Below are 19,242 nucleotides of genomic sequence, written 5' to 3' on the forward strand. Positions count from 1 at the left end.
GCCAGGAGAGCTCAAGCAGTGCTGGATAGATGCCGTTCAAACCATGCCACCGCCTTGTCCCAGGCGTCTTGGGCATCGACCACATGATAGCTGGGTCGATAATCGGCATAGAACGCATGGCCGGATTCGGGATACACGACAATTTGCGAAGCGCGGGCAGCGCTACTACCCTGCTTCAGGCTTGCCTCCATGCGCCGTATATCCTGGATTGGGATGCTGGCATCCTGGCCACCGTACAGCCCCAGCACAGGCGCGTGCAGGGCTGAAGTGATATCGATGGGATTCCGGACCTGCAAAGGCCCGTGTCCCGCCGTCAATTTACCGTACCAGGCCACCCCGGCCTTGCAACGGGGGTTATGTGCGGCATACATCCATACCTGCCGTCCGCCCCAACAAAAACCGGTGACGCCCAGGCGGGTGGTATCGGCCCCCTGGGTATTCGCCCATTCCACGCTGGCATCCAGGTCGGCCAGTACCTGTTCGTCGGACACCCTGGACACGATTTCCTTGATCAGCAATGGAATATCGGAATAGCTGGCCGCATCCCCCTGCCGGTGATAGAGCTCGACGGCAACCGCCATATACCCTTGCACGGCGAACCGGCGGCAAACGTCCTTGATATGCTCGTGTACGCCAAAAATCTCCTGGATGACCAGGATCACCGGCGGGTGCTCGAGATCGGCGGGGGCCGCATAGTAGGCTGGTATGGTGCCATCGGCGACCGGGATATCGACCAACCCATGGCGCAAACGGTCGGCGCTGGTGTGCAGCGCGGTTACAGCGCTTCCGGTAGCGAGCGAAAATGACATGGCAACTCCTGAAAAAACAAGCCGGGCCTGCCGGCTAATGAGCCTGTTCCCAATTGGGTCCGACACCCACGTCGGCAACCAAAGGCACACGCAATTTGGCCACATTGCACATCAGCGCAGGCAAATGCTGCACGACAGTCTCGACCTCATCGGCTGGCACATCGAATACCAGTTCGTCGTGAACTTGCATGACCATGAGGGATTCAAGCCCCTGGCTTTCTATCCATTCCTGGACCGCAACCATGGCAAGTTTGATGAGATCGGCCGCCGTGCCCTGCATGGGCGCATTGATCGCCGCCCGCTCGGCGGCGGCGAGTCGCGGCCCTTTGGCTCCCCGAATCTCGGGCAACCATAGCCGCCGACCAAATACGGTCTCGACATAGCCCATTTCGCGCGCCATCCGGCGGGTTTGATCCATATAGGCGGCAACACCCGGGTAGCGCGCGAAGTATCGGTCGATATAAGCCTTCGCCGCGTCGCGTGTGATGCCCAGGCTGGAAGCCAGGCCGAATTCGCCCATGCCGTAAATAAGACCGAAGTTGATGGCCTTGGCCGCCCGGCGCTGCTCGGCCGAGACATCAGCAAGCGCAACGCCGAACACTTCAGAGGCGGTCGCACGGTGTATGTCTTCGCCTAGTTCAAAGGCGCGACACAGATTCTCATCGTCCGACACATGTGCCATGACCCGCAATTCGATTTGCGAGTAATCGGCCGAGACGATTTTTCCCTTTGTGGCCACGAACGCCGTGCGTACACGCCGGCCTTCCGGGTTGCGTACAGGTATGTTCTGCAGATTGGGGTCTGATGACGCCAGACGTCCCGTGATGACAGCGGCCTGGGCGTAACGCGTATGGACCCTGCCCGTGGCCGGATTGATCATTTTCGGCAATTTGTCGGTATACGTCGACTTCAGCTTGGCAAGGCCTCGGTACTCGAGCAGGAGTTCAGGTAACGGATAGTCGCGGGCAAGCTTACTGAGCACATCTTCGTCAGTGGACGGAGCGCCACTGGCGGTCTTGCGAATTACCGGCAGGTTCATGCGCTGGAAAAGTATCTCGCCCAGCTGTTTCGGGGAATTCAGGTTGAACGGTTGGCCGGCCAGTTCATACGCCTTGTTTTCCAGCAACAGGAGCTGCTGTCCGATTTCGTGACTCTGCATGGCAAGCACATGGGCGTCTATCCCTACGCCGTTGCGCTCGATGATGGTCAGCACCCGCGATGCCTTGATTTCGAGCTTGTAGATCGCTTCGAGTCCGGGGTCCAAGGCGACTTGCGGGCGCAGTGCCCGATGCAGTTGCAACGTGAAATCGGCATCCTCGCAGGCATAGTGGGATGCCTTGTCGACGTCAACCTCGTCGAAGCAAATCTGCCGAGCACCCTTCCCACAAAGGTCTTCGAAGGTCGTACCGGTCCGTCCCAGCCAACGCTGCCCAAGTTCCTGCAAATTGACACGCTTATGCGATTCGAGCACATAGGCCTGCAGCATGGTGTCGTCAGTGATGCCTGCCAGGTTTATGCCCTCGCTCATGAATACATGGGCGTCGTATTTGGCATTGTGCAAAAGCTTGGGAATCGCTGGATTTTCCAGCCATTTGCGCATGCGCTCCAAAACCTGCTCGCGGGGCAGTTGCCGAACCTGGTCCGGCCCCCGATGGCCCACAGGTATATAGCATGCCACGCCCGGTTCGATGGACAAGGATATTCCCACCAGCCTGGCCAACATGGGATCCAGCGAGGTCGTTTCGGTATCCAGTGCCACAAGCTCCGCCGATTCCAGCCTGGTCATCCAGCGATCGAAGTCGCTCCATTCAAGAAGCGTTTCGTAGTCGGTTTGAACCGGAGCCGGTGGCGGCTGGGCCGCCATGCGGCTGTCCTGTGTCGGAATACGTTCGCTCTCGCCACTGAGTTCACGCAGCCAGTTGCGGAAGCCATAATCATCGTACAATTTCAGCAGTACCTCGCGGTCCAGAGGTCGCGGAGTCAAATCGGCCAGACCGTGGGCAAGTACCGGAATGTCGCAGTCGGTCTTCACCGTGATCAGACGCCGCGTCAGGTCGAAATTGGGAATGGCCGCACGCAAATTGTCGCCAATGACACCTTTGATGGCCTGCGCATTCGCAACCAGACCATCCACAGACTTATGTTCGGACAACCATTTGACGGCCGTTTTCGGGCCTACCTTGGGTACCCCCGGTATATTGTCGACGGTATCGCCTATCAGCATCAGATAATCAACGATCTGGTCGGGTCTCACACCGAACCGGGCCTGTACGCCAGCGATATCCTGTCGCTCATTGGTCATGGTATTGACCAGTTCGACATGGTCGTTCACAAGTTGAGCTAAATCTTTGTCGCCCGTGGAAATGATTGTAAGTACGTCTTCCGCCGTCGCCCGTTCGGCCAATGTACCTATGATATCGTCAGCCTCGACGCCAGGTATGGTCAGCACCGGCCAGCCCAGGGCGGCAACCGCCCGGTGGATGGGCTCGATTTGTGCTGCCAGCTCGTCGGGCATCGATGGCCGGTGGCCCTTGTACAAAGGGTACATATCGTCGCGGAAGGTCTTGCCTTTCGCGTCGAAAACACACGCGGCATAATCGGCCTTGTAATCCTGCTGGAGTCTCCTTAACATGGAGATGACTCCATAGAGCGCTCCGGTAGGTTCTCCCTTGGCATTCCTGAGGTCGGGCATGGCGTGGTAGGCCCGATACAAATAGCTGGACCCATCAACAAGCAACAAGGTTTTTTTCATGTCAGATAATAAAGTAGTCCGTTTACCGGCAGCTCAGCAGATTCCCGGAATTATGTCAGAGATGCAGAAAGCCGCAGATACGCTCGAAGAAATAGGCTGGGGCGTAAGCGTTTTCGGCAGCGCCCGCATCAAACCCGATTCACCCTATTATGCATTAAGCGAAGCCATCGGTTCACGGCTCGCCAAGGCCGGCCTCACCGTCATTGCAGGGGGGGGGCCGGGCATCATGGAAGCAGCCAACAAAGGCGCCTTCCTGGCGGGCGGCAAAAGCGTGGGTTTGAATATCAACCTTCCACACGAAGCAAGCTGTAACCGGTACCAGACCCACAGCCTCGCGTTCGATTATTTCTATTCCCGCAAAGCCACTTTCTTCATGCACAGCGCGGCCTATATTGCCATGCCGGGCGGCTTCGGGACGCTGGACGAGCTCTTCGAGGTCATGACCCTGGTCCAGACCCGCAAAGTGCCTCCAGCACCCATAATCCTGATCGGCGCGGCGTTCTGGGCAGGCCTGATCGAATGGATAAAAGCCAATCTGCTCGAGAACCATCTCATCGGGCCAAACGATCTGGACCTGCTCACCATCACTGACGATCCCGACGAAGCCATGCGGCATATTGAAGTATTTTGCTCCAATCTGGCCGAAGAAGGCGACTACGCGCCCGCATTGCCCGAATAAAATACAACCCGCCGCACCATGCCCGCGCCGTCCTTTTACACGGTTTCCTCACTTCATTACCATGCAGGTCCACCAACACAATGAGCACCATCACGCTACCCATGCACCTGAACGACCCCACCCTCTTCAAGACCAGCTCCTATATCAACGGATTATGGGTTGACGCCGACGACGGAGCCACTTTCGGCGTCGACAACCCGTCCAGCGGCGAGATCATTGCGCAGGTCAGCAATCTAACCGATGCCCAGGCACACAGCGCCATCGACGCCGCGAACAAGGCATTCAAGCCCTGGCGGGCACGTACCGGAAAAGACCGCGCGGCCATCCTGCGCCGTTGGTTCGACCTGATTCTGGCCAATGCGGAAGACCTGGCTCAGTTGATGACCCTCGAGCAAGGCAAGCCAGTCACCGAAGCACGCGGCGAAATCATCTACGGCGCGTCCTTCGTCGAGTGGTTTGCCGAGCAGGCCAAGCGTGTAAGCGGCGACATCATGGCTTCACCCAACAGCGCAAACCGTATGCTCGTCATGCGCGAGCCCATCGGTGTATGCGCGGCGATCACGCCCTGGAATTTCCCCAACGCCATGATCACCCGCAAGGTGGCTCCCGCGCTTGCTGCTGGCTGCACCATTGTGCTCAAGCCCGCCGAACAGACCCCCCTCTCGGCACTGGCGCTGGCCGAACTGGCTCAGCGCGCCGGCATACCCGCCGGCGTGCTCAATATCATCACGGCCGATAGCGATCGCTCCATCGCCATCGGCAAAGTGCTGTGCGCCAGCCCCATCGTCAAGAAGCTCACCTTCACCGGCTCCACCGCCGTGGGCCGCATACTCATGCAACAGAGTGCACCCACCATCAAGAAACTGTCCCTCGAACTTGGCGGCCACGCGCCCTTCATCGTATTCGACGATGCCGACCTGGACGCGGCGGTCGAAGGCGCCATGATTTCCAAGTACCGAAACGCCGGGCAGACCTGCGTGTGCACCAACCGTTTCTATGTACACGAAACCGTATACGACGCCTTTGTCGAAAAACTGGCAGCCAAGGTCGACAAGCTCCATGTTGGCGATGGCTTCAGCGAACTCAGCACCCAGGGTCCGCTGATCGATGACGCAGCCGTCAACAAGGTGCGCGAACACGTGCAGGACGCGATCTCCAGGGGCGCAAAAGTGGCCGCCGGCGGCAACCCGCACGCATTGGGCGGACGCTACTTCCAGCCTACGGTATTGTCTGACATCACCGAAGACATGTTGTGCATGCGCGAAGAGACATTTGGTCCGCTTGCGCCTGTCATCAAATTCTCCGACGAAGGCCATGTCATCAGACTGGCCAACGACACCGAATACGGCCTTGCCTCCTATTTCTACAGTCGGGATGTGGGCCGCATATTCCGCGTCGCTGAAGCACTGGAATACGGCATGGTCGGCGTGAATACCGGCCTGATTTCCAACGAAGTCGCGCCGTTTGGTGGCGTCAAGCAATCGGGGCTTGGCCGCGAAGGCTCGGTCTACGGCATGGACGACTTCATGGAACTCAAGTATGTCTGCCTGGGCGGAATGCAATAGCACTACCCGAACCGCTTGTTGCCCGACGCAATGAAAAAACCGCTATTGTCTTGCGACAAGTAGCGGTTTTTTCATGCGACACGAGCAGGGTGATCAGCTACCCTCGCGTGAACTGCGGCGACGCTCATGTTCCTGCAGGTAACGCTTGCGCAAGCGTATGGACTTGGGCGTTACTTCGACCAACTCATCGTCGGTAATGAATTCGACTGCATATTCCAGCGACATCTGAATAGGCGGAACCAGGTCGATATGCTCGTCCTTGCCCGACGAGCGCACGTTGGTCAGTTTCTTTTCCTTGATCGGATTGACGACCAGGTCGTTATCGCGGCTGTGTATGCCGATGATCATGCCTTCATACAGCGGCTCCTGCGGCGAAACAAACATGCGGCCCCGCTCTTGCAGTTTCCACAAGGCGTAAGCAACCGCGTTGCCATTGTCCTGGCTGATCAACACGCCATTACGACGTTCTCCGACACCACCTTCGCGTACCGGGCCGTAGTCATCGAAAATATGGCTCATCAGGCCGGTACCGCGCGTCAGCGTCAGGAACTCACCCTGAAGACCGATAAGACCGCGAGCAGGAATGCGATACTCAAGACGCGTACGGCCACGGCCGTCGGCAACCATGTCCAGCAAGTCCCCCTTGCGGCGGCCCAGCTCTTCCATGACGCCGCCCTGATGCGGATCTTCGATATCCACGGTCAGTAGTTCATAAGGCTCGCTGCGAACACCGTTGATTTCTTTGTAGACAACGCGGGGCCGCGATACCGCCAGTTCATAGCCTTCACGACGCATGTTCTCGAGCAAAATCGTGAGGTGAAGTTCACCGCGACCGCAGACTTCGAAAACCGTATCGTCATCGGTATCGTTGACGCGCAAGGCCACATTGGACTTCAATTCGCGGTCCAGGCGTTCGCGCAGCTGGCGGCTGGTGACGAATTTGCCTTCGCGACCGGCCAGGGGCGAGGTATTCACCATGAAGTTCATGGTCAAGGTGGGCTCGTCGATACGCAGCATGGGCAACGCTTCAGGATTTGCCGGATCGGTGATAGTGCAACCAATTCCGATTTCGTCGATACCGTTGATCATCACGATGTCGCCCGCTTCGCCTTCGTCGACCAGCACCCGCTCCAGGCCCTTGAACTTCAGCACCTGGTTGATACGGCCCTTGATTGGAGCGCCATCCGGACCGAATTTGACGACAACATCTTGTGCAGCGCGGATGCGGCCGCGGTTGATACGGCCTACGCCGATCTTGCCGACGTACGTGTTGTAGTCCAGCGAAATGACCTGCATCTGCAAGGAACCTTCGGCGTCATCTTCACGCTGGGGCACATACTTCAGGATGGCATCGAATAGCGGGCGCATATCGCCCTCGCGTACGTCCTCGGTCAAGCCTGCATAGCCAGCCAGGCCGGATGCGAAGATGACCGGGAAGTCCAGCTGGGCTTCCGTTGCACCCAGCTTGTCGAAGAGATCAAACGTTGCATTGATGACATGGTCGGGGCGCGCACCGTGACGGTCGATCTTGTTGACCACGACGATAGGCTTCAAGCCCAGTGCCAACGCTTTACGGGTTACGAATCGGGTCTGCGGCATAGGCCCTTCGACCGCATCCACCAGCAGCAAGACACCATCGACCATGGACAGCACGCGCTCGACTTCGCCGCCGAAGTCGGCGTGTCCCGGGGTGTCCACGATATTGATGTGCGTACCTTCGTACTCGGCCGAACAGTTCTTTGCAAGAATCGTAATGCCGCGTTCTTTCTCGATGTCGCCAGAGTCCATGACCCGTTCCGTCAAATGCTCGTTCTCACGGAACGTTCCGGATTGACGGAGCAATTGGTCTACGAGCGTCGTTTTTCCATGATCGACGTGGGCGATGATCGCCACATTGCGCAAGGCGCGATTCATAATTCTTCCTTCTGTTTGGTGGTTGCTGGCAATAAGCCTGCGGGCAAGGCGTCTAGTGCAATTAAAGTAGATTGAGGTTCAGGCATCGCTTGCAAGGCTTCCAGCTCGACAGCATTGTCGAGATGAAACGGCCCCACGCTGATACGGCGTAATGCCTTCAGGTGAGCGCCGCAGCCCAACTGGCGACCGATGTCTTGCGCAAGAGTACGGATATAGGTGCCTTTGCTGCACTGAACCATAATTTGCGCCTCAAGCCCGGTAAAGCTCAAGAGTTCCAGTTTGTAAATCGTGACAGCCCTTGGGGGTCTGTCCAGTTCTATGCCCTGTCGGGCGTATTCATATAGCGGTCGGCCGTCCCGCTTGAGTGCCGAATACATCGGCGGCACTTGTTGGAGTTCACCGCGGAAATCTTCCAGAACCATCTCGAGATCGCTCCGGACCACACCATTGAACTCCGACGTCGCGGCAAAGACAATGTTACCGGTAAGGTCACCGGAATCGGTTTCCTGGCCGAACTGCATGGTGGCAATATAGCCCTTGTCGGCGTCGAGCATGCAGCCTGCGATCTTGGTTGCCCGGCCGAGGCAGCAGACCAGCAAACCGGTCGCAAAAGGATCGAGAGTACCCGTATGCCCAGCCTTGCGGGCATCCAGGGCCCGCTTGGCGCGCTGCAAGGCGTGATTACTGGACAAACCCACCGGTTTATCAAGCAACAGGACACCATCGAGCATCTGCCCGCGTCGGGAAGCCATCGTTTATAGTTCCATGCAAAAACGATAGCCCCCTAGGGCTGCTCGTCGGGGTCCTCGGGTTCCGAGGAAGTGGGAATCTCGACGCGAGGCCGGTTGGCCTCGTCGATAAGTAGGGAGAGCTCGAGGCCACGCGCCAACTGGTCATCGTGGAAAAAGCGCAAGGTCGGTACAGTGTGGATATGCAAGAGCTTGAATAGCAGCGAATGCAACCAGCCCGCCTTCTCGTTCAGGGCGGCGTTGGCCACTTCCGGCTCGGCACCGAGCACGCTGAAGTACACCTTGGCATGGGCATAGTCGGCGGAGAGCTCGACGCCAGTGAGCGTGATAAGCCCCACCCGCGACATGTCGAGTTCGCGCTGAATCAGGCCGGCCAGATCTTTCTGGATCTGGTCAGCCAGCCGGGTATTGCGCCCCGGATTGGGTTTGGACTTATGACGGCTCATGATTACAGTGTCCGCGCCACTTCTTTGATTTCGAAGATCTCGAGCTGGTCGCCGACTTCGATATCGTTGTTGTTCTTCAGCGTGATACCACAATCGAAGCCGGACTTGACTTCCTTGACATCATCCTTGAAGCGACGCAATGATTCGAGCCAACCTGTCCATTGCACTACGTGGTTGCGCAACAAGCGTACCTGCGAATCGCGGCGCACCACACCATCGGTGACCATGCAACCGGCGATGTTGCCAATGCGGGAGATGCTGTAGACCTCGCGAATTTCGACCATGCCGATGACTTCTTCCCGCTTCTCAGGGGCCAGCATGCCCGACATGGCATTGCGCACGTCGTCGATTGCATCGTAAATGATGTTGTAGTAACGCAGGTCGATGCCGTTATTTTCGGCAAGCTTCTTGGCGCTTTGCTCGGCCCGCACGTTGAATCCGATAACAACGGCACGCGAGGCGATCGCCAGATTGACGTCGCTCTCGGAAATGCCGCCGACCGCTGCGTGCACGACCTGCACACGCACTTCGTCGGTGGACAACTTGGTAAGCGAAGACACCAGCGCTTCCTGTGAACCCTGGACATCCGTCTTGACGATAAGCGCCAGCGTCTGCGTTCCTTCGCCCAGATTGTCGAACATCGACTCCAGCTTGGCAGCCTGCTGGCGTGCCAGCTTGACGTCGCGGAATTTGCCCTGGCGGAACAGCGCGATTTCACGGGCCTTGCGTTCGTCGACCATGGCGATGACTTCGTCGCCGGCGGCGGGCACTTCTGTAAGACCCTGCACTTCGACTGGAACCGACGGGCCGGCGGAATTCACCGGCTTGCCGTTCTCGTTCAGCATGGCGCGAACACGACCGAAACTTGCACCAGCCAGCACCGCGTCCCCGCGGTTCAACGTTCCGCTGAGCACAAGTATGGTTGCAACCGGGCCACGTCCTTTATCAAGACGAGCCTCGATGACGACACCCTTGGCAGGAGCATCCACTGGAGCGGTGAGCTCGAGTATTTCAGCTTGCAGCAAGACATTTTCAAGCAATGCGTCGATACCTTCGCCTGTCTTGGCCGAGACGCCAATGAACGGGACATCGCCGCCGTATTCTTCAGGAACGACCTGCTCGGCAACCAGTTCCTGCTTGACGCGTTCCGGGTTGCCATCGGGCTTGTCGATCTTGGTGATCGCCACGACCAGCGGTACACCTGCTGCCTTGGCATGGTGGATGGCCTCTTTGGTCTGCGGCATGACGCCGTCATCGGCCGCCACGACCAGTATGACGATATCGGTGGCTTTCGCACCGCGGGCCCGCATGGCGGTAAACGCTTCGTGGCCCGGGGTATCGAGAAACGTCACCATGCCGCGTTCGGTCTTGACGTTGTACGCACCAATATGCTGCGTTATTCCGCCGGCTTCACCCGTAGCCACCTTGGCGCGACGAATATAGTCGAGCAGCGAGGTCTTGCCGTGGTCGACGTGACCCATGACGGTAACCACCGGCGCACGTGGCAAGGCATCGACTTCTTCGGCCGCTTCAGTAAGTTCGAGGAAGGCTTCAGGATCGTCAAGCTTAGCGGCGATGGCAACGTGCCCGAGTTCCTCGACCACGATCATCGCTGTTTCCTGATCGAGGACCTGGTTGATGGTAACCATCTGGCCAAGCTTCATCAGGTGCTTGATGACTTCAGCGGCCTTGACGGACATTTTGTGTGCGAGATCGGCCACGGAAATGGTTTCGGGCACATGAACTTCGCGTGCAATGAACTCGATGGCTTGTGGTTCTTTGCGTTCGGGTTGCGCATTCCGGTTGCGGCCCCCACGGGAATTCCCGCCTTTGCCAGCCTTGCCACCCGCACGCCATCCGTCCCGGCTGGGACTTGCTGGCGGCGCGTCGGCCTTGGCGGCAGGCTTCTTGCGCCCGCTGTCGTCAGTCCATGATGTGGAGACTTCGGTGGCCTTGACCACTTTCTTCACGTCGGCGGTCTTGCCTTCTTTCTTGGCGCCTTTCACACCGGCCGGCTTGTGCAGAGTGCCGGATATGGTGCCTGCCTCGGGCTCGGGAGCTTTGAGTACCTTGCGTGGACGGCTGAGCATTTCGCGCAGCGCGGCAGCTTCAGCTTCCGATGCGCGACGGGCACGCTCGCGCCCTTCATCGACGACCGGAGGCGCAGGAGGAACGCGCTTGAATGCAGTTTTACCTGGCCTGGCACCTGCTGGCGCGGCAGCCTTGGCAGTCGTAGCCTGCCCCGCTTCGGGCGTCGCTGTTTCGGCAACAGGCATATCGGTTGCGTCGCCTGTCTTGGAATCAGCGGTCTTGGTTACGACCGGGTCGACATCCTGTGCACTAGCGTGCTTGCCTACGGTCGCATCGACGTCGGCAGCATTGGCGTGCACTTCGGCCGGCGCCGCCGCAACATCATCGGAGACGGGTGCGGCGGATTGATCAGCCGCTTGCGCCGTGGCTGCCGTGGCAACCTGGGCGGATTTCTTGCCTGTTTGCTGTGCAGCTTGCGCGGCCTCGGTATCGGATGCTTTCGAGTCGACTGCTTTCGCATCGGCTGCTTTCGCATCGACTACTTTCGTATCGACGGCATCCACGGCTGCGGTCGGCTCGGAACCGGCGGGCACGCGGGCAGACACGGATTCGTCGATCTCGGCCTGGTCTTCGGACTGAGCTTGGGCTGCAGAGTCGGCCGCCGCATCGTCAGCGGCAACCTTCTGGGTATCGGGTACGCCGACCGGCGCGTCAGCTGACGGCGCCTCGATGGCGTCGGCTTGCGACGGCTCAAGAGAGAGCGGAAGATCTTCGTCCTTGACGACTTCCACACCGGCTTCAGACGGGTCGCGCTTGACGAACACACGTTTCTTGCGCACTTCCACCTGGATTGTGCGCGAGCGGCCAGAACCATCAGCCTGCCGGATCTCGGAAGTCTGGCGACGAGTCAGGGTGATTTTCTTGCCCTCGGTTCCGCCGTGGGAGCGGCGCAACGACTCGAGAAGTTTCGCCTTATCCGCGTCTGTGACGGCATCGTCAACCGACTTGAGTTCAACACCTGCCGAACGCAGCTGATCCAGCAGTACGTTGGCGGGCATTTTCAGTTCAACCGCGAACTGGGCGACGGTGTTACTCAACATTCGACTCTCTCTTGCTTACTACAACTATTTTTCAATAAATACACCCTGACTCATTCAGCCTGGGTATCAGGCTTCGTCGTCGAACCAGTGAGCGCGAGCACGCATAATCATCTGACTAGCGTCGTCCTCGGACAAACCGGTAATTTCCGACAGCTCATCGGTTGACAACTCAGCCAGATCATCGAGGGTGAGAACCTCTTTTTCAGCCAGCTTGGCAACCAGTTCCGGGGTAATCCCATGTACTTCCAACAGATTTTGCGCCGTCTGCACGCGTTCTTCCTGGGCAATTGCTTCGGTCAGAAGAGCGTTGCGGGCACGGGTACGAAGTTCGTTGATGGTGTCTTCGTCGAACGCTTCGATTTCGAGCAATTCCTGCAAAGGCACGTAAGCGATTTCTTCGAGGCCGGTAAAACCTTCATCAATAAGTATGTCGGCCACTTCTTCGTCGACATCGAGCCTGCTGGTGAATGTCTGGCGCAAGCCGCTGCGCTCTTCTTCCTGCCGGTTCTGGTTTTCTTCCGGCGTCATGATATTGATCTGCCAGCCGGTAAGCTCGGACGCCAGGCGTACGTTTTGACCGCGGGCACCGATAGCCTTGGGCAGGTTTTCGGCGTCGACCACGACATCCATGGCATGTTTGTCTTCGTCGACGACGATCGACTCAACGTGTGCGGGCGCCAAGGCGCCGATAACGAATTCGGCCGGATCTTCCGCCCATAGTACGATATCGACCTGTTCGCCGCCAAGTTCATTGCGCACCGCCGTAACACGCGAACCACGCATACCCACGCAGGTACCGATAGGATCGATGCGTTTGTCATAGGCAACGACTGCAATCTTGGCGCGTACACCGGCATCGCGGGCCGCCGCCTTGATCTCGAGCAGTCCCTGCTCGATCTCGGGCACTTCGTTCTCGAACAACTGCCGAATGAACTCAGGTGCAGTCCGTGAAAGGATGACCTGCTGACCACGAGCCGTGTGATCGACTTTCAATACCCATGAACGGATGCGGTCGCCTACCCTGATATTTTCCTTGGGGATCATCTCGGAGCGCGGCAGGCGCGCTTCGATCCTGCCCGTTTCGATAATGGCATCACCCTTGTCCATGCGCTTGACCGTGCCGGATATGATGTTTTCCCCGCGTTCGAGGAAGTCATTCAAAACCTGCTCGCGTTCGGCATCCCGGATTTTCTGCAAGATGGCCTGCTTGGCCGCCTGAGCGCCAATGCGTCCGAACTCGATGGGCTCGAGGGCATCTTCGATATAGTCGCCGACTTCGATACCGGGCACGATTTCCTGCGCCTCGGAATAAAGCTCTTGCTGATCGGGCTCTTGCAGGCCTGCATCATCGGGCACCACGAGCCAGCGACGGAATCCCTCGTGCTCACCGGTAGCGCGATCGATGGACACACGGATGTCGGCGTCTTCCTTGAAGCGCTTTTTCATGGCAGACGCCAAAGCGTTTTCTAACGCTTCGAAGACGACTTCGCGCGCTACGTTTTTTTCACGCGCTAAGGCGTCGACCAATAAAAGAATTTCGCGACTCATCGCTTCTTACCCTTGAAATCAATAATGGGATCCAGCTTGGCTCGGTCGACGTCGTCGAAGGTGAAGCTCAAAACCTGGGCTTCACCGGACTTGGTTTCGAGCTCGAGACCGAATACAGGAGCAGAGGATGCTTCGGCTGTCGCATTTTCGGGAATGCGCAGCGTACCGGAATACGTCTTGCGGTTATCGACAGCCTCGCGCAACTTGATTTCGATACGCTCGTTGGCAAACCGGATGAAGTCGGCGGGCCGCTTCAAGGGACGGTCTATGCCGGGCGAACCGACTTCCAGGCGCTTGTACTCGACGTTCTCGACTTCGAAGACCCGGGACAACTGTTTTGAAACCTGTTCGCAGTCTTCGATTCGCACACCTTCAGGGCGATCGATCGTAACGCGCAAAAGCCCCAGGGGGGCGCGTTCCACATCGACAAGCTCGATATCCATACCGGCTAAAGCCTCTTGTGTCAAAACGAATATATCTGCCATAAAATCCAAAAAAAAATGGGCTGTATGCACCAGCCCACTATTATCACGCCATGGTGCGACTCAAGGGCCCAAGCCCGAACCAGCCCCTAACGCATTCGAAATGTGCCGCCACATTGTCAGTGCCTGCCATTGCCGGCACCCGGGCACCTGTGCTAACAAAGTGCCTATGCAATCAAAAACAATATAGCTGTAAAGCCCTATATTCTAACAGAGAATTGCAAAATTTCCTGCTATCACTAGAACTTACAATAAAAAAGCAACACTCGGGCTGCCGCTGGCGGCCCGAATGCCGGTATTGCAGGGCCCGCGCCGGAAACTGGCGCATAGCCGCCATTGATCCGTTGCCCTTCAGCGATCGCGTCCGCGCCCACCCAACTTGCCCAGATGGGACTCATGCGCAGACGCTCCGCGCGGCTGCCAATCGTCTCCGCGCGAGGTCGCCGGCCCCTTTGAGCGGCCTGTCGTGGGTTTGCCATTTGCCGACCTGGAGCGGGCAGGCGCCGCGGGTCCGGAACCCGCAGCGGTCACATTCCGGGCTTCGCCCTTCGGTGCGCGAGGGGCGCCCTTCGAGCCCGCCCGCGCTCCTGGGCCGCGGCGACGGGCATCGCTTGCGACGCCAGCCTGGGCGCTACCCCCTTGCGCGGCCCTGGCTTCGGCACGTGGGCCGCGCGCAGGACTATTGCCTGTTTTCTTGCCTTTTCCGCCGCTCTTGGAACGACCGCCGCCCGCAGGGGCAGTCGGATGGCCGTTGGCCAACCCGCCAGCGAAACTGAGGCCGGTTCCGTAAGGATCGGATGGATATGCCTGATTGCTGGTGCTGCGCTGCGGGCGCCCCCCAGACAACTTACCGCCACGGCTGACCTTGGCGCCGTTCATTCCATTGCGTTCCATCGTGCCGTATCCGGGTGGCAACGCACTGTCATGCGAGGTAGGCTGGCGCTCGCCGCGCCCACCCGCTCCTGCGCGCCCTTCGGAATCGTCCTCGCGCAGCAGGCCAAGCTGCAGCATCAATGCCGTCACAATGGAAGCGTCAAGTTCTTCCCAGCGTCCGCGCCGCAAATTGCGAGGCAGGACCACCTCACCGAAGCGCGTGCGTATTAAACGGCTGACCGTAACGCCTGCCGCTTCGAACATTCGGCGAACCTCACGGTTGCGTCCTTCCTTCAGCGTGACCCGATACCAGCGATTGCTGCCTTCGCCGCCGAGATACTCGAGCATGCCGAACTGCGCTATGCCGTCTTCGAGCTGGATACCTTTAAGGAGGCTGGCTTGCTGCTCTTCGCCGAGCTCACCCAGGACCCTAACCGCATACTCGCGCTCAGCACCATAGCGGGGGTGAGTGAGACGATTCGCCAAGTCACCTGATGTGGTAAGTATGAGCAAACCTTCAGTATTCAAATCCAGCCGGCCCACGGACAGCCACTTGCCTACACGCATCTTGGGCAAGCGCGCAAAGACAGTTGCGCGTCCCTCAGGATCATCGTGGCTGACAATCTCTCCGGCAGGCTTGTGATACAGGATGACACGCGGCGGCTTCTGAGCATTGGGACGGGTGACGGGCTTGCCATTGACACGAACCTGGTCATTGGCGCCCACGCGCTGCCCGATATGGGCCGGCTCGCCATTCACGGATACACGACCGGCCACGATCAATTCCTCCATTTCGCGGCGCGAACCAACGCCGGCATCGGCCAGCACCTTGTGCAATTTGGGCATCAATGCATCGCTGCTGAGATACTTGCCCAGCCGTTGCGTCATTTTTGCTGCCGTGTCCAGATAAGACAAGGCGCGCTCCGCTTCCTTTTCGCTTTCCGCATTGCCGCCCTGCTTGCCGCCCCGAGCCGGGGACTTGCCTGCCGCAGGCGCATCAACGCCGACTTCGACCGCAGCAGCGATAGCGGCAGCTGATGGTTTGCCACGGCGTGGCGCGCGCCGCGCCGGTCTTGCCACAGCGTCAGGCGATGCATTCAAAGTTGCGTCCGTGGCAGCAATTTGGGAGCTACGCTCGACCACATTTTGGGCAGCAGCGTCCTGGGCAGCGTCCTGGGCAGCGTCCAGCGCCACAGCCTTGCGGCGCGGTGCACGGGGAACTGGGGCAGCAACGATCCCTGCGTCCTGAGCTTCAGATGATTTCTTGCTGCGCCGGGGCGCGCGCGCAACGGGAATAGCCTCGGGCGGAATAGCCTCGGACGGAATAGCCTTGGGCTGAATAGCCCCGGGCTGGGCTGCCTCGACGGCGACGGCGGATCCGATCACTGCCTCGCTACCAACGGCCACGGCCACTTTGCTTCGACGCGGTGCACGCGGTTTCTTCACCTCGGGCGTCAATGCGGTCGCATCGCCCTGTGTCTTCATCGGCGCTGACTCTGACGGTGCGCCCGACTCATCCACCTCAGGAGTAGCGCCCGGCGCGTCACCTCGGCGGCGGCGGAAAGGAGTCCTTAACTTACGGCCTCGCCCGCGCTGAGATGCCGTCTTGTCATCAGAGCCTGCGGCATCTGCAGCGGGGTTCCCGGCTTCGCCGGCCGGCGGACCAAATTCGTTGGTGTCAGTCATTTTCTTTTAGGTACTCCATATGTATTTGTTCGTCTGACGCCGCTACGCTGTCGCCAGGGTTATTCATTAATTCAGTTACTGCGTGATTTTCTACTGTGCTGTCGGAAAGCAATGGCGCAAGCAGCGTATCAGGCACGACTTCGAGATCCAGTCCCGCCAGCGCCGCGACGGCGTCCTGCGATTCAAGTTCCGGAAGTTCGTCGAGCGCTCTCAATCCCAGGTCATCGAGAAACAGGCGTGTGGTGCCCAGCAAGGCTGGGCGCCCCGGCGCATCACGATGACCGAGCACCTCGATCCAGCCGCGGTCTTCAAGTGTGCGCACAATTTGCGAAGAGACTGTCACGCCGCGTATGTCTTCGATATCGCCCCGTGTTACCGGTTGGCGCCACGCAATGATCGCAAGGGTTTCCAGCACCGCACGGGAATATCTGGGCGGTTTTTCCGGGTTCAGACGGACAAGATAACGTTGCATTTCGGGACGGCTTTGAAACCGCCAACCGCTGGCCACATTCACTAACTCCAGGCCTCTTTCTTTCCAGTCTTGCTGCAAAAGCGCCAGGTAGCGACGCAAGTCGTCGTTAGAAAAGTCTTCGGCGGCAAACAGTTTACGCAATTCTGCCAAAGGCATAGGTTGATCCGCGCATAAAAGTGCTGTTTCCACCACACGGATTATTTCATTATCAGTCATCAATTACAGGATATCCGCCTACTCGCTTGCATTAAATCAATGTATGGGGTACTATTCTTTTTCCAGACGCGGGGTGGAGCAGTCTGGCAGCTCGTCGGGCTCATAACCCGAAGGTCACAGGTTCAAATCCTGTCCCCGCAACCAGCTTCCCAGAAGGGCCAATCGTCAAATGCGATTGGCCCTTTTTTGTTGCCAAGCGCAATATCAATGCGTACGTTCTGGCGCACTGATCGACGACTGCGTAAATCACGTCAGCGGCGTACCCACAATTCCCCGTGCTCAGGACGGCAAGAATAGGCACCGTTCTACGCCCGTGACGCGTACCGGTTTCGAGTTGATCTGTTTTATACGGAATAGTAGCCATCGTTCCTATTTCAGTGCATAGCGCTAGAGCCGGACCGGCCATGCTCAAGGCGCGAACATGGCGCAGGACCCCTGTTGGGTGACGGCGCGGGCTACTGTGAAATATTGTGGGTCAAGCGCTTTCAATGCATGAAAGGAAATTCGCCAATGACTAGGCGACATCCTGACGTACGTACAGGCGCCTGCTTAAAAATTATTCAATTTATATTGCGGTGGCCGGAGAACGAATCATCGCGGACCAAAGCCAGCAGGAACCAGTCTGTTTGCGCCTAATTTGATTAAAAACCGCAGAAGACAGTGGAAAGCGGAGTTGATGATCAACGCGCCCCAACCTGTGGCATAACAGCGCCATTACACCACCAGGCTGAAGACAATGCAATACCTGGCTGTACAAAGTTGTCACCAGGCTACATCGACTCACGGTTTCCACCCGGCAACAGTTGAGTCAGCCTGCACTCGAGCTCCATCGGGTTCGCACTACGGAAGATCAGCACCAGCACCGAGGTCCCCCCTTCTGGAAGCTCCTCGTGCCCGTCCTGTGCCACAGCCTGGGGCCCATCGCTCGATGCCGCCATGCCCTCGAAGGCAACCAAGGGATATAGCTGCCTGTGTACACCATGAAACGCACTGGCTTTATCGTCGCCGCGGAACCAGATGACACCTTTCATCCGTAGCAAGTCGATGTGGTCGTCTTCGAAAAGCGCGCTCATGGCCTTCAGGAATGCTGGCCGCTCGATCGGACTGTGCCATGACATGGTCAACGCGCGCACATCGCCGTGGGCTGGTGCCGGAGGTGGCATCCCGCCAACCAGCCAAGATCCCGACGAGGACCCCATACGGAAAACCGTCCGGGCGACGTTTGTACGTAGCGAGCTCTCCCGCAACAATTGCTGTAGTCCCGGCACATCCTGGGCCAGAAATTGCCGAGCATCGGGATTAAGGTCACGCAGCGACTGCTGCAGTTCGGCGAGCTGGCGGGGAGATGCGAGGTCGGTCTTGCTGACCACCAGGACATCGGCGAGCACGGCTTGCTTGACGGCCACCGGCTCGTTCTCGAGCTGCCGAAGTCCGAAAACCGCGTCGGAAACCGAGATGCAGCCGTCGTACCGGTAGCGGTCGCTGAGAAAACGTTCATACTTGAGCGTGTAACTGATGGCCGCCGGATCGGCAATCCCGGTGGTCTCGATGATTATCCGGGAAAAAACCGGTATCTTCCTGTGCAGGGCCGCCAAGAACAACTCGCGCAGGGTATCCACAAGCTGGCCGCGCACTGTACAACAAAGGCAGCCCGACTCCAGCAGCACGACGCTGTCCTTTACATGACGGACCATGGTATGTTCGAGCCCGATGGCACCCAGTTCATTGACGAGTACAACGATGCGCGCAGCGCTATCCGTACTGGAATTTTCGTCCGGCGGCGAATTCAGCAGGCGATTAAGCAAGGTGGTCTTGCCGCTGCCCAGGAAGCCGCTCACGATGGTCACAGGTATCTTGCCGGCTGTCATGCTGCTTGCGTCGCCCCACTACAATAGCAATGCAGACAAACCACAAAGCGGC

At 58.5% G+C, this 19,242-nt stretch carries 12 protein-coding genes, 1 tRNA gene and 1 pseudogene; 3 read left to right on the forward strand and 11 right to left on the reverse strand.

Annotation, left to right across the window (positions count from 1 at the left end; translation table 11 throughout):
* Window positions 1-11 precede the first annotated feature (11 nt).
* The gene (locus CR155_RS02750; RefSeq protein ID WP_102068475.1) at window positions 12-809 is read right to left on the reverse strand and encodes a dienelactone hydrolase family protein; all 798 of its coding nucleotides are present in this window, start codon (window positions 807-809) and stop codon (window positions 12-14) included.
* 34 nt (window positions 810-843) lie between these two features.
* Entirely contained in the window at window positions 844-3,561 is a 2,718-nt protein-coding gene (gene polA / locus CR155_RS02755) for a DNA polymerase I (protein ID WP_102068476.1), read from the reverse strand.
* Between polA and CR155_RS02760 the strand changes: the two genes are divergently transcribed.
* The gene (locus tag CR155_RS02760; RefSeq protein ID WP_102068477.1) at window positions 3,560-4,240 is read left to right on the forward strand and encodes an LOG family protein; all 681 of its coding nucleotides are present in this window, start codon (window positions 3,560-3,562) and stop codon (window positions 4,238-4,240) included. The genes polA and CR155_RS02760 overlap by 2 nt on opposite strands.
* An 80-nt stretch (window positions 4,241-4,320) precedes the next feature.
* Window positions 4,321-5,805 (forward strand): NAD-dependent succinate-semialdehyde dehydrogenase, encoded by a 1,485-nt coding sequence (locus CR155_RS02765; protein ID WP_102068478.1) that lies wholly within the window; start codon window positions 4,321-4,323, stop codon window positions 5,803-5,805.
* 93 nt (window positions 5,806-5,898) lie between these two features.
* Here the strand turns inward: CR155_RS02765 and typA are convergent, their stop codons facing one another.
* The 8 genes and pseudogenes from typA to scpB all read right to left on the reverse strand — a co-directional run.
* Window positions 5,899-7,719, reverse strand: a complete 1,821-nt coding sequence (gene typA / locus CR155_RS02770; RefSeq protein ID WP_102068479.1) for a translational GTPase TypA — start codon at window positions 7,717-7,719, stop codon at window positions 5,899-5,901.
* On the reverse strand, window positions 7,716-8,471 hold the full coding sequence (truB, locus tag CR155_RS02775; protein ID WP_102068480.1) for a tRNA pseudouridine(55) synthase TruB: 756 nt from the start codon (window positions 8,469-8,471) through the stop codon (window positions 7,716-7,718). Before truB ends, typA begins: the two co-directional genes overlap by 4 nt.
* A gap of 32 nt (window positions 8,472-8,503) precedes the next feature.
* Window positions 8,504-8,914 carry a 30S ribosome-binding factor RbfA gene (gene rbfA / locus CR155_RS02780; protein ID WP_102068481.1) on the reverse strand — a complete coding sequence of 137 codons (411 nt, stop codon included), beginning with the start codon at window positions 8,912-8,914 and terminating at the stop codon, window positions 8,504-8,506.
* Window positions 8,915-8,916: 2 nt separating this feature from the next.
* Window positions 8,917-12,045, reverse strand: a complete 3,129-nt coding sequence (gene infB / locus CR155_RS02785) for a translation initiation factor IF-2 (RefSeq protein ID WP_102068482.1) — start codon at window positions 12,043-12,045, stop codon at window positions 8,917-8,919.
* A gap of 66 nt (window positions 12,046-12,111) precedes the next feature.
* On the reverse strand, window positions 12,112-13,593 hold the full coding sequence (gene nusA / locus CR155_RS02790) for a transcription termination factor NusA (RefSeq protein WP_102068483.1): 1,482 nt from the start codon (window positions 13,591-13,593) through the stop codon (window positions 12,112-12,114).
* Window positions 13,590-14,078, reverse strand: coding sequence for a ribosome maturation factor RimP (gene rimP / locus CR155_RS02795; protein ID WP_102068781.1), 489 nt, complete (start codon window positions 14,076-14,078; stop codon window positions 13,590-13,592). The genes nusA and rimP overlap by 4 nt, the downstream gene beginning before the upstream one ends.
* A gap of 348 nt (window positions 14,079-14,426) precedes the next feature.
* A complete protein-coding gene (locus CR155_RS02800) occupies window positions 14,427-16,028 on the reverse strand; it encodes a pseudouridine synthase (RefSeq protein WP_439650412.1) in 1,602 nt (533 codons plus the stop codon).
* A gap of 748 nt (window positions 16,029-16,776) precedes the next feature.
* Window positions 16,777-17,322, reverse strand: a pseudogene (gene scpB / locus CR155_RS02805) (SMC-Scp complex subunit ScpB); the annotation flags it as partial.
* A gap of 67 nt (window positions 17,323-17,389) precedes the next feature.
* On the opposite strand from scpB, the gene CR155_RS02810 reads away from it, so the two are divergent.
* Window positions 17,390-17,466, forward strand: a tRNA-Met gene (locus CR155_RS02810).
* Window positions 17,467-18,092: 626 nt separating this feature from the next.
* Here the strand turns inward: CR155_RS02810 and CR155_RS02815 are convergent.
* Window positions 18,093-19,190: a CobW family GTP-binding protein gene (locus CR155_RS02815; protein ID WP_102068485.1), complete on the reverse strand. Its 1,098-nt coding sequence runs from the start codon at window positions 19,188-19,190 to the stop codon at window positions 18,093-18,095.
* Between the last annotated feature and the right edge of the window lie 52 nt (window positions 19,191-19,242).

Source organism: Pollutimonas nitritireducens (genome assembly GCF_002849615.1).
In the GTDB taxonomy this organism is placed as follows: Bacteria; Pseudomonadota; Gammaproteobacteria; order Burkholderiales; family Burkholderiaceae_B; genus Pollutimonas; species Pollutimonas nitritireducens.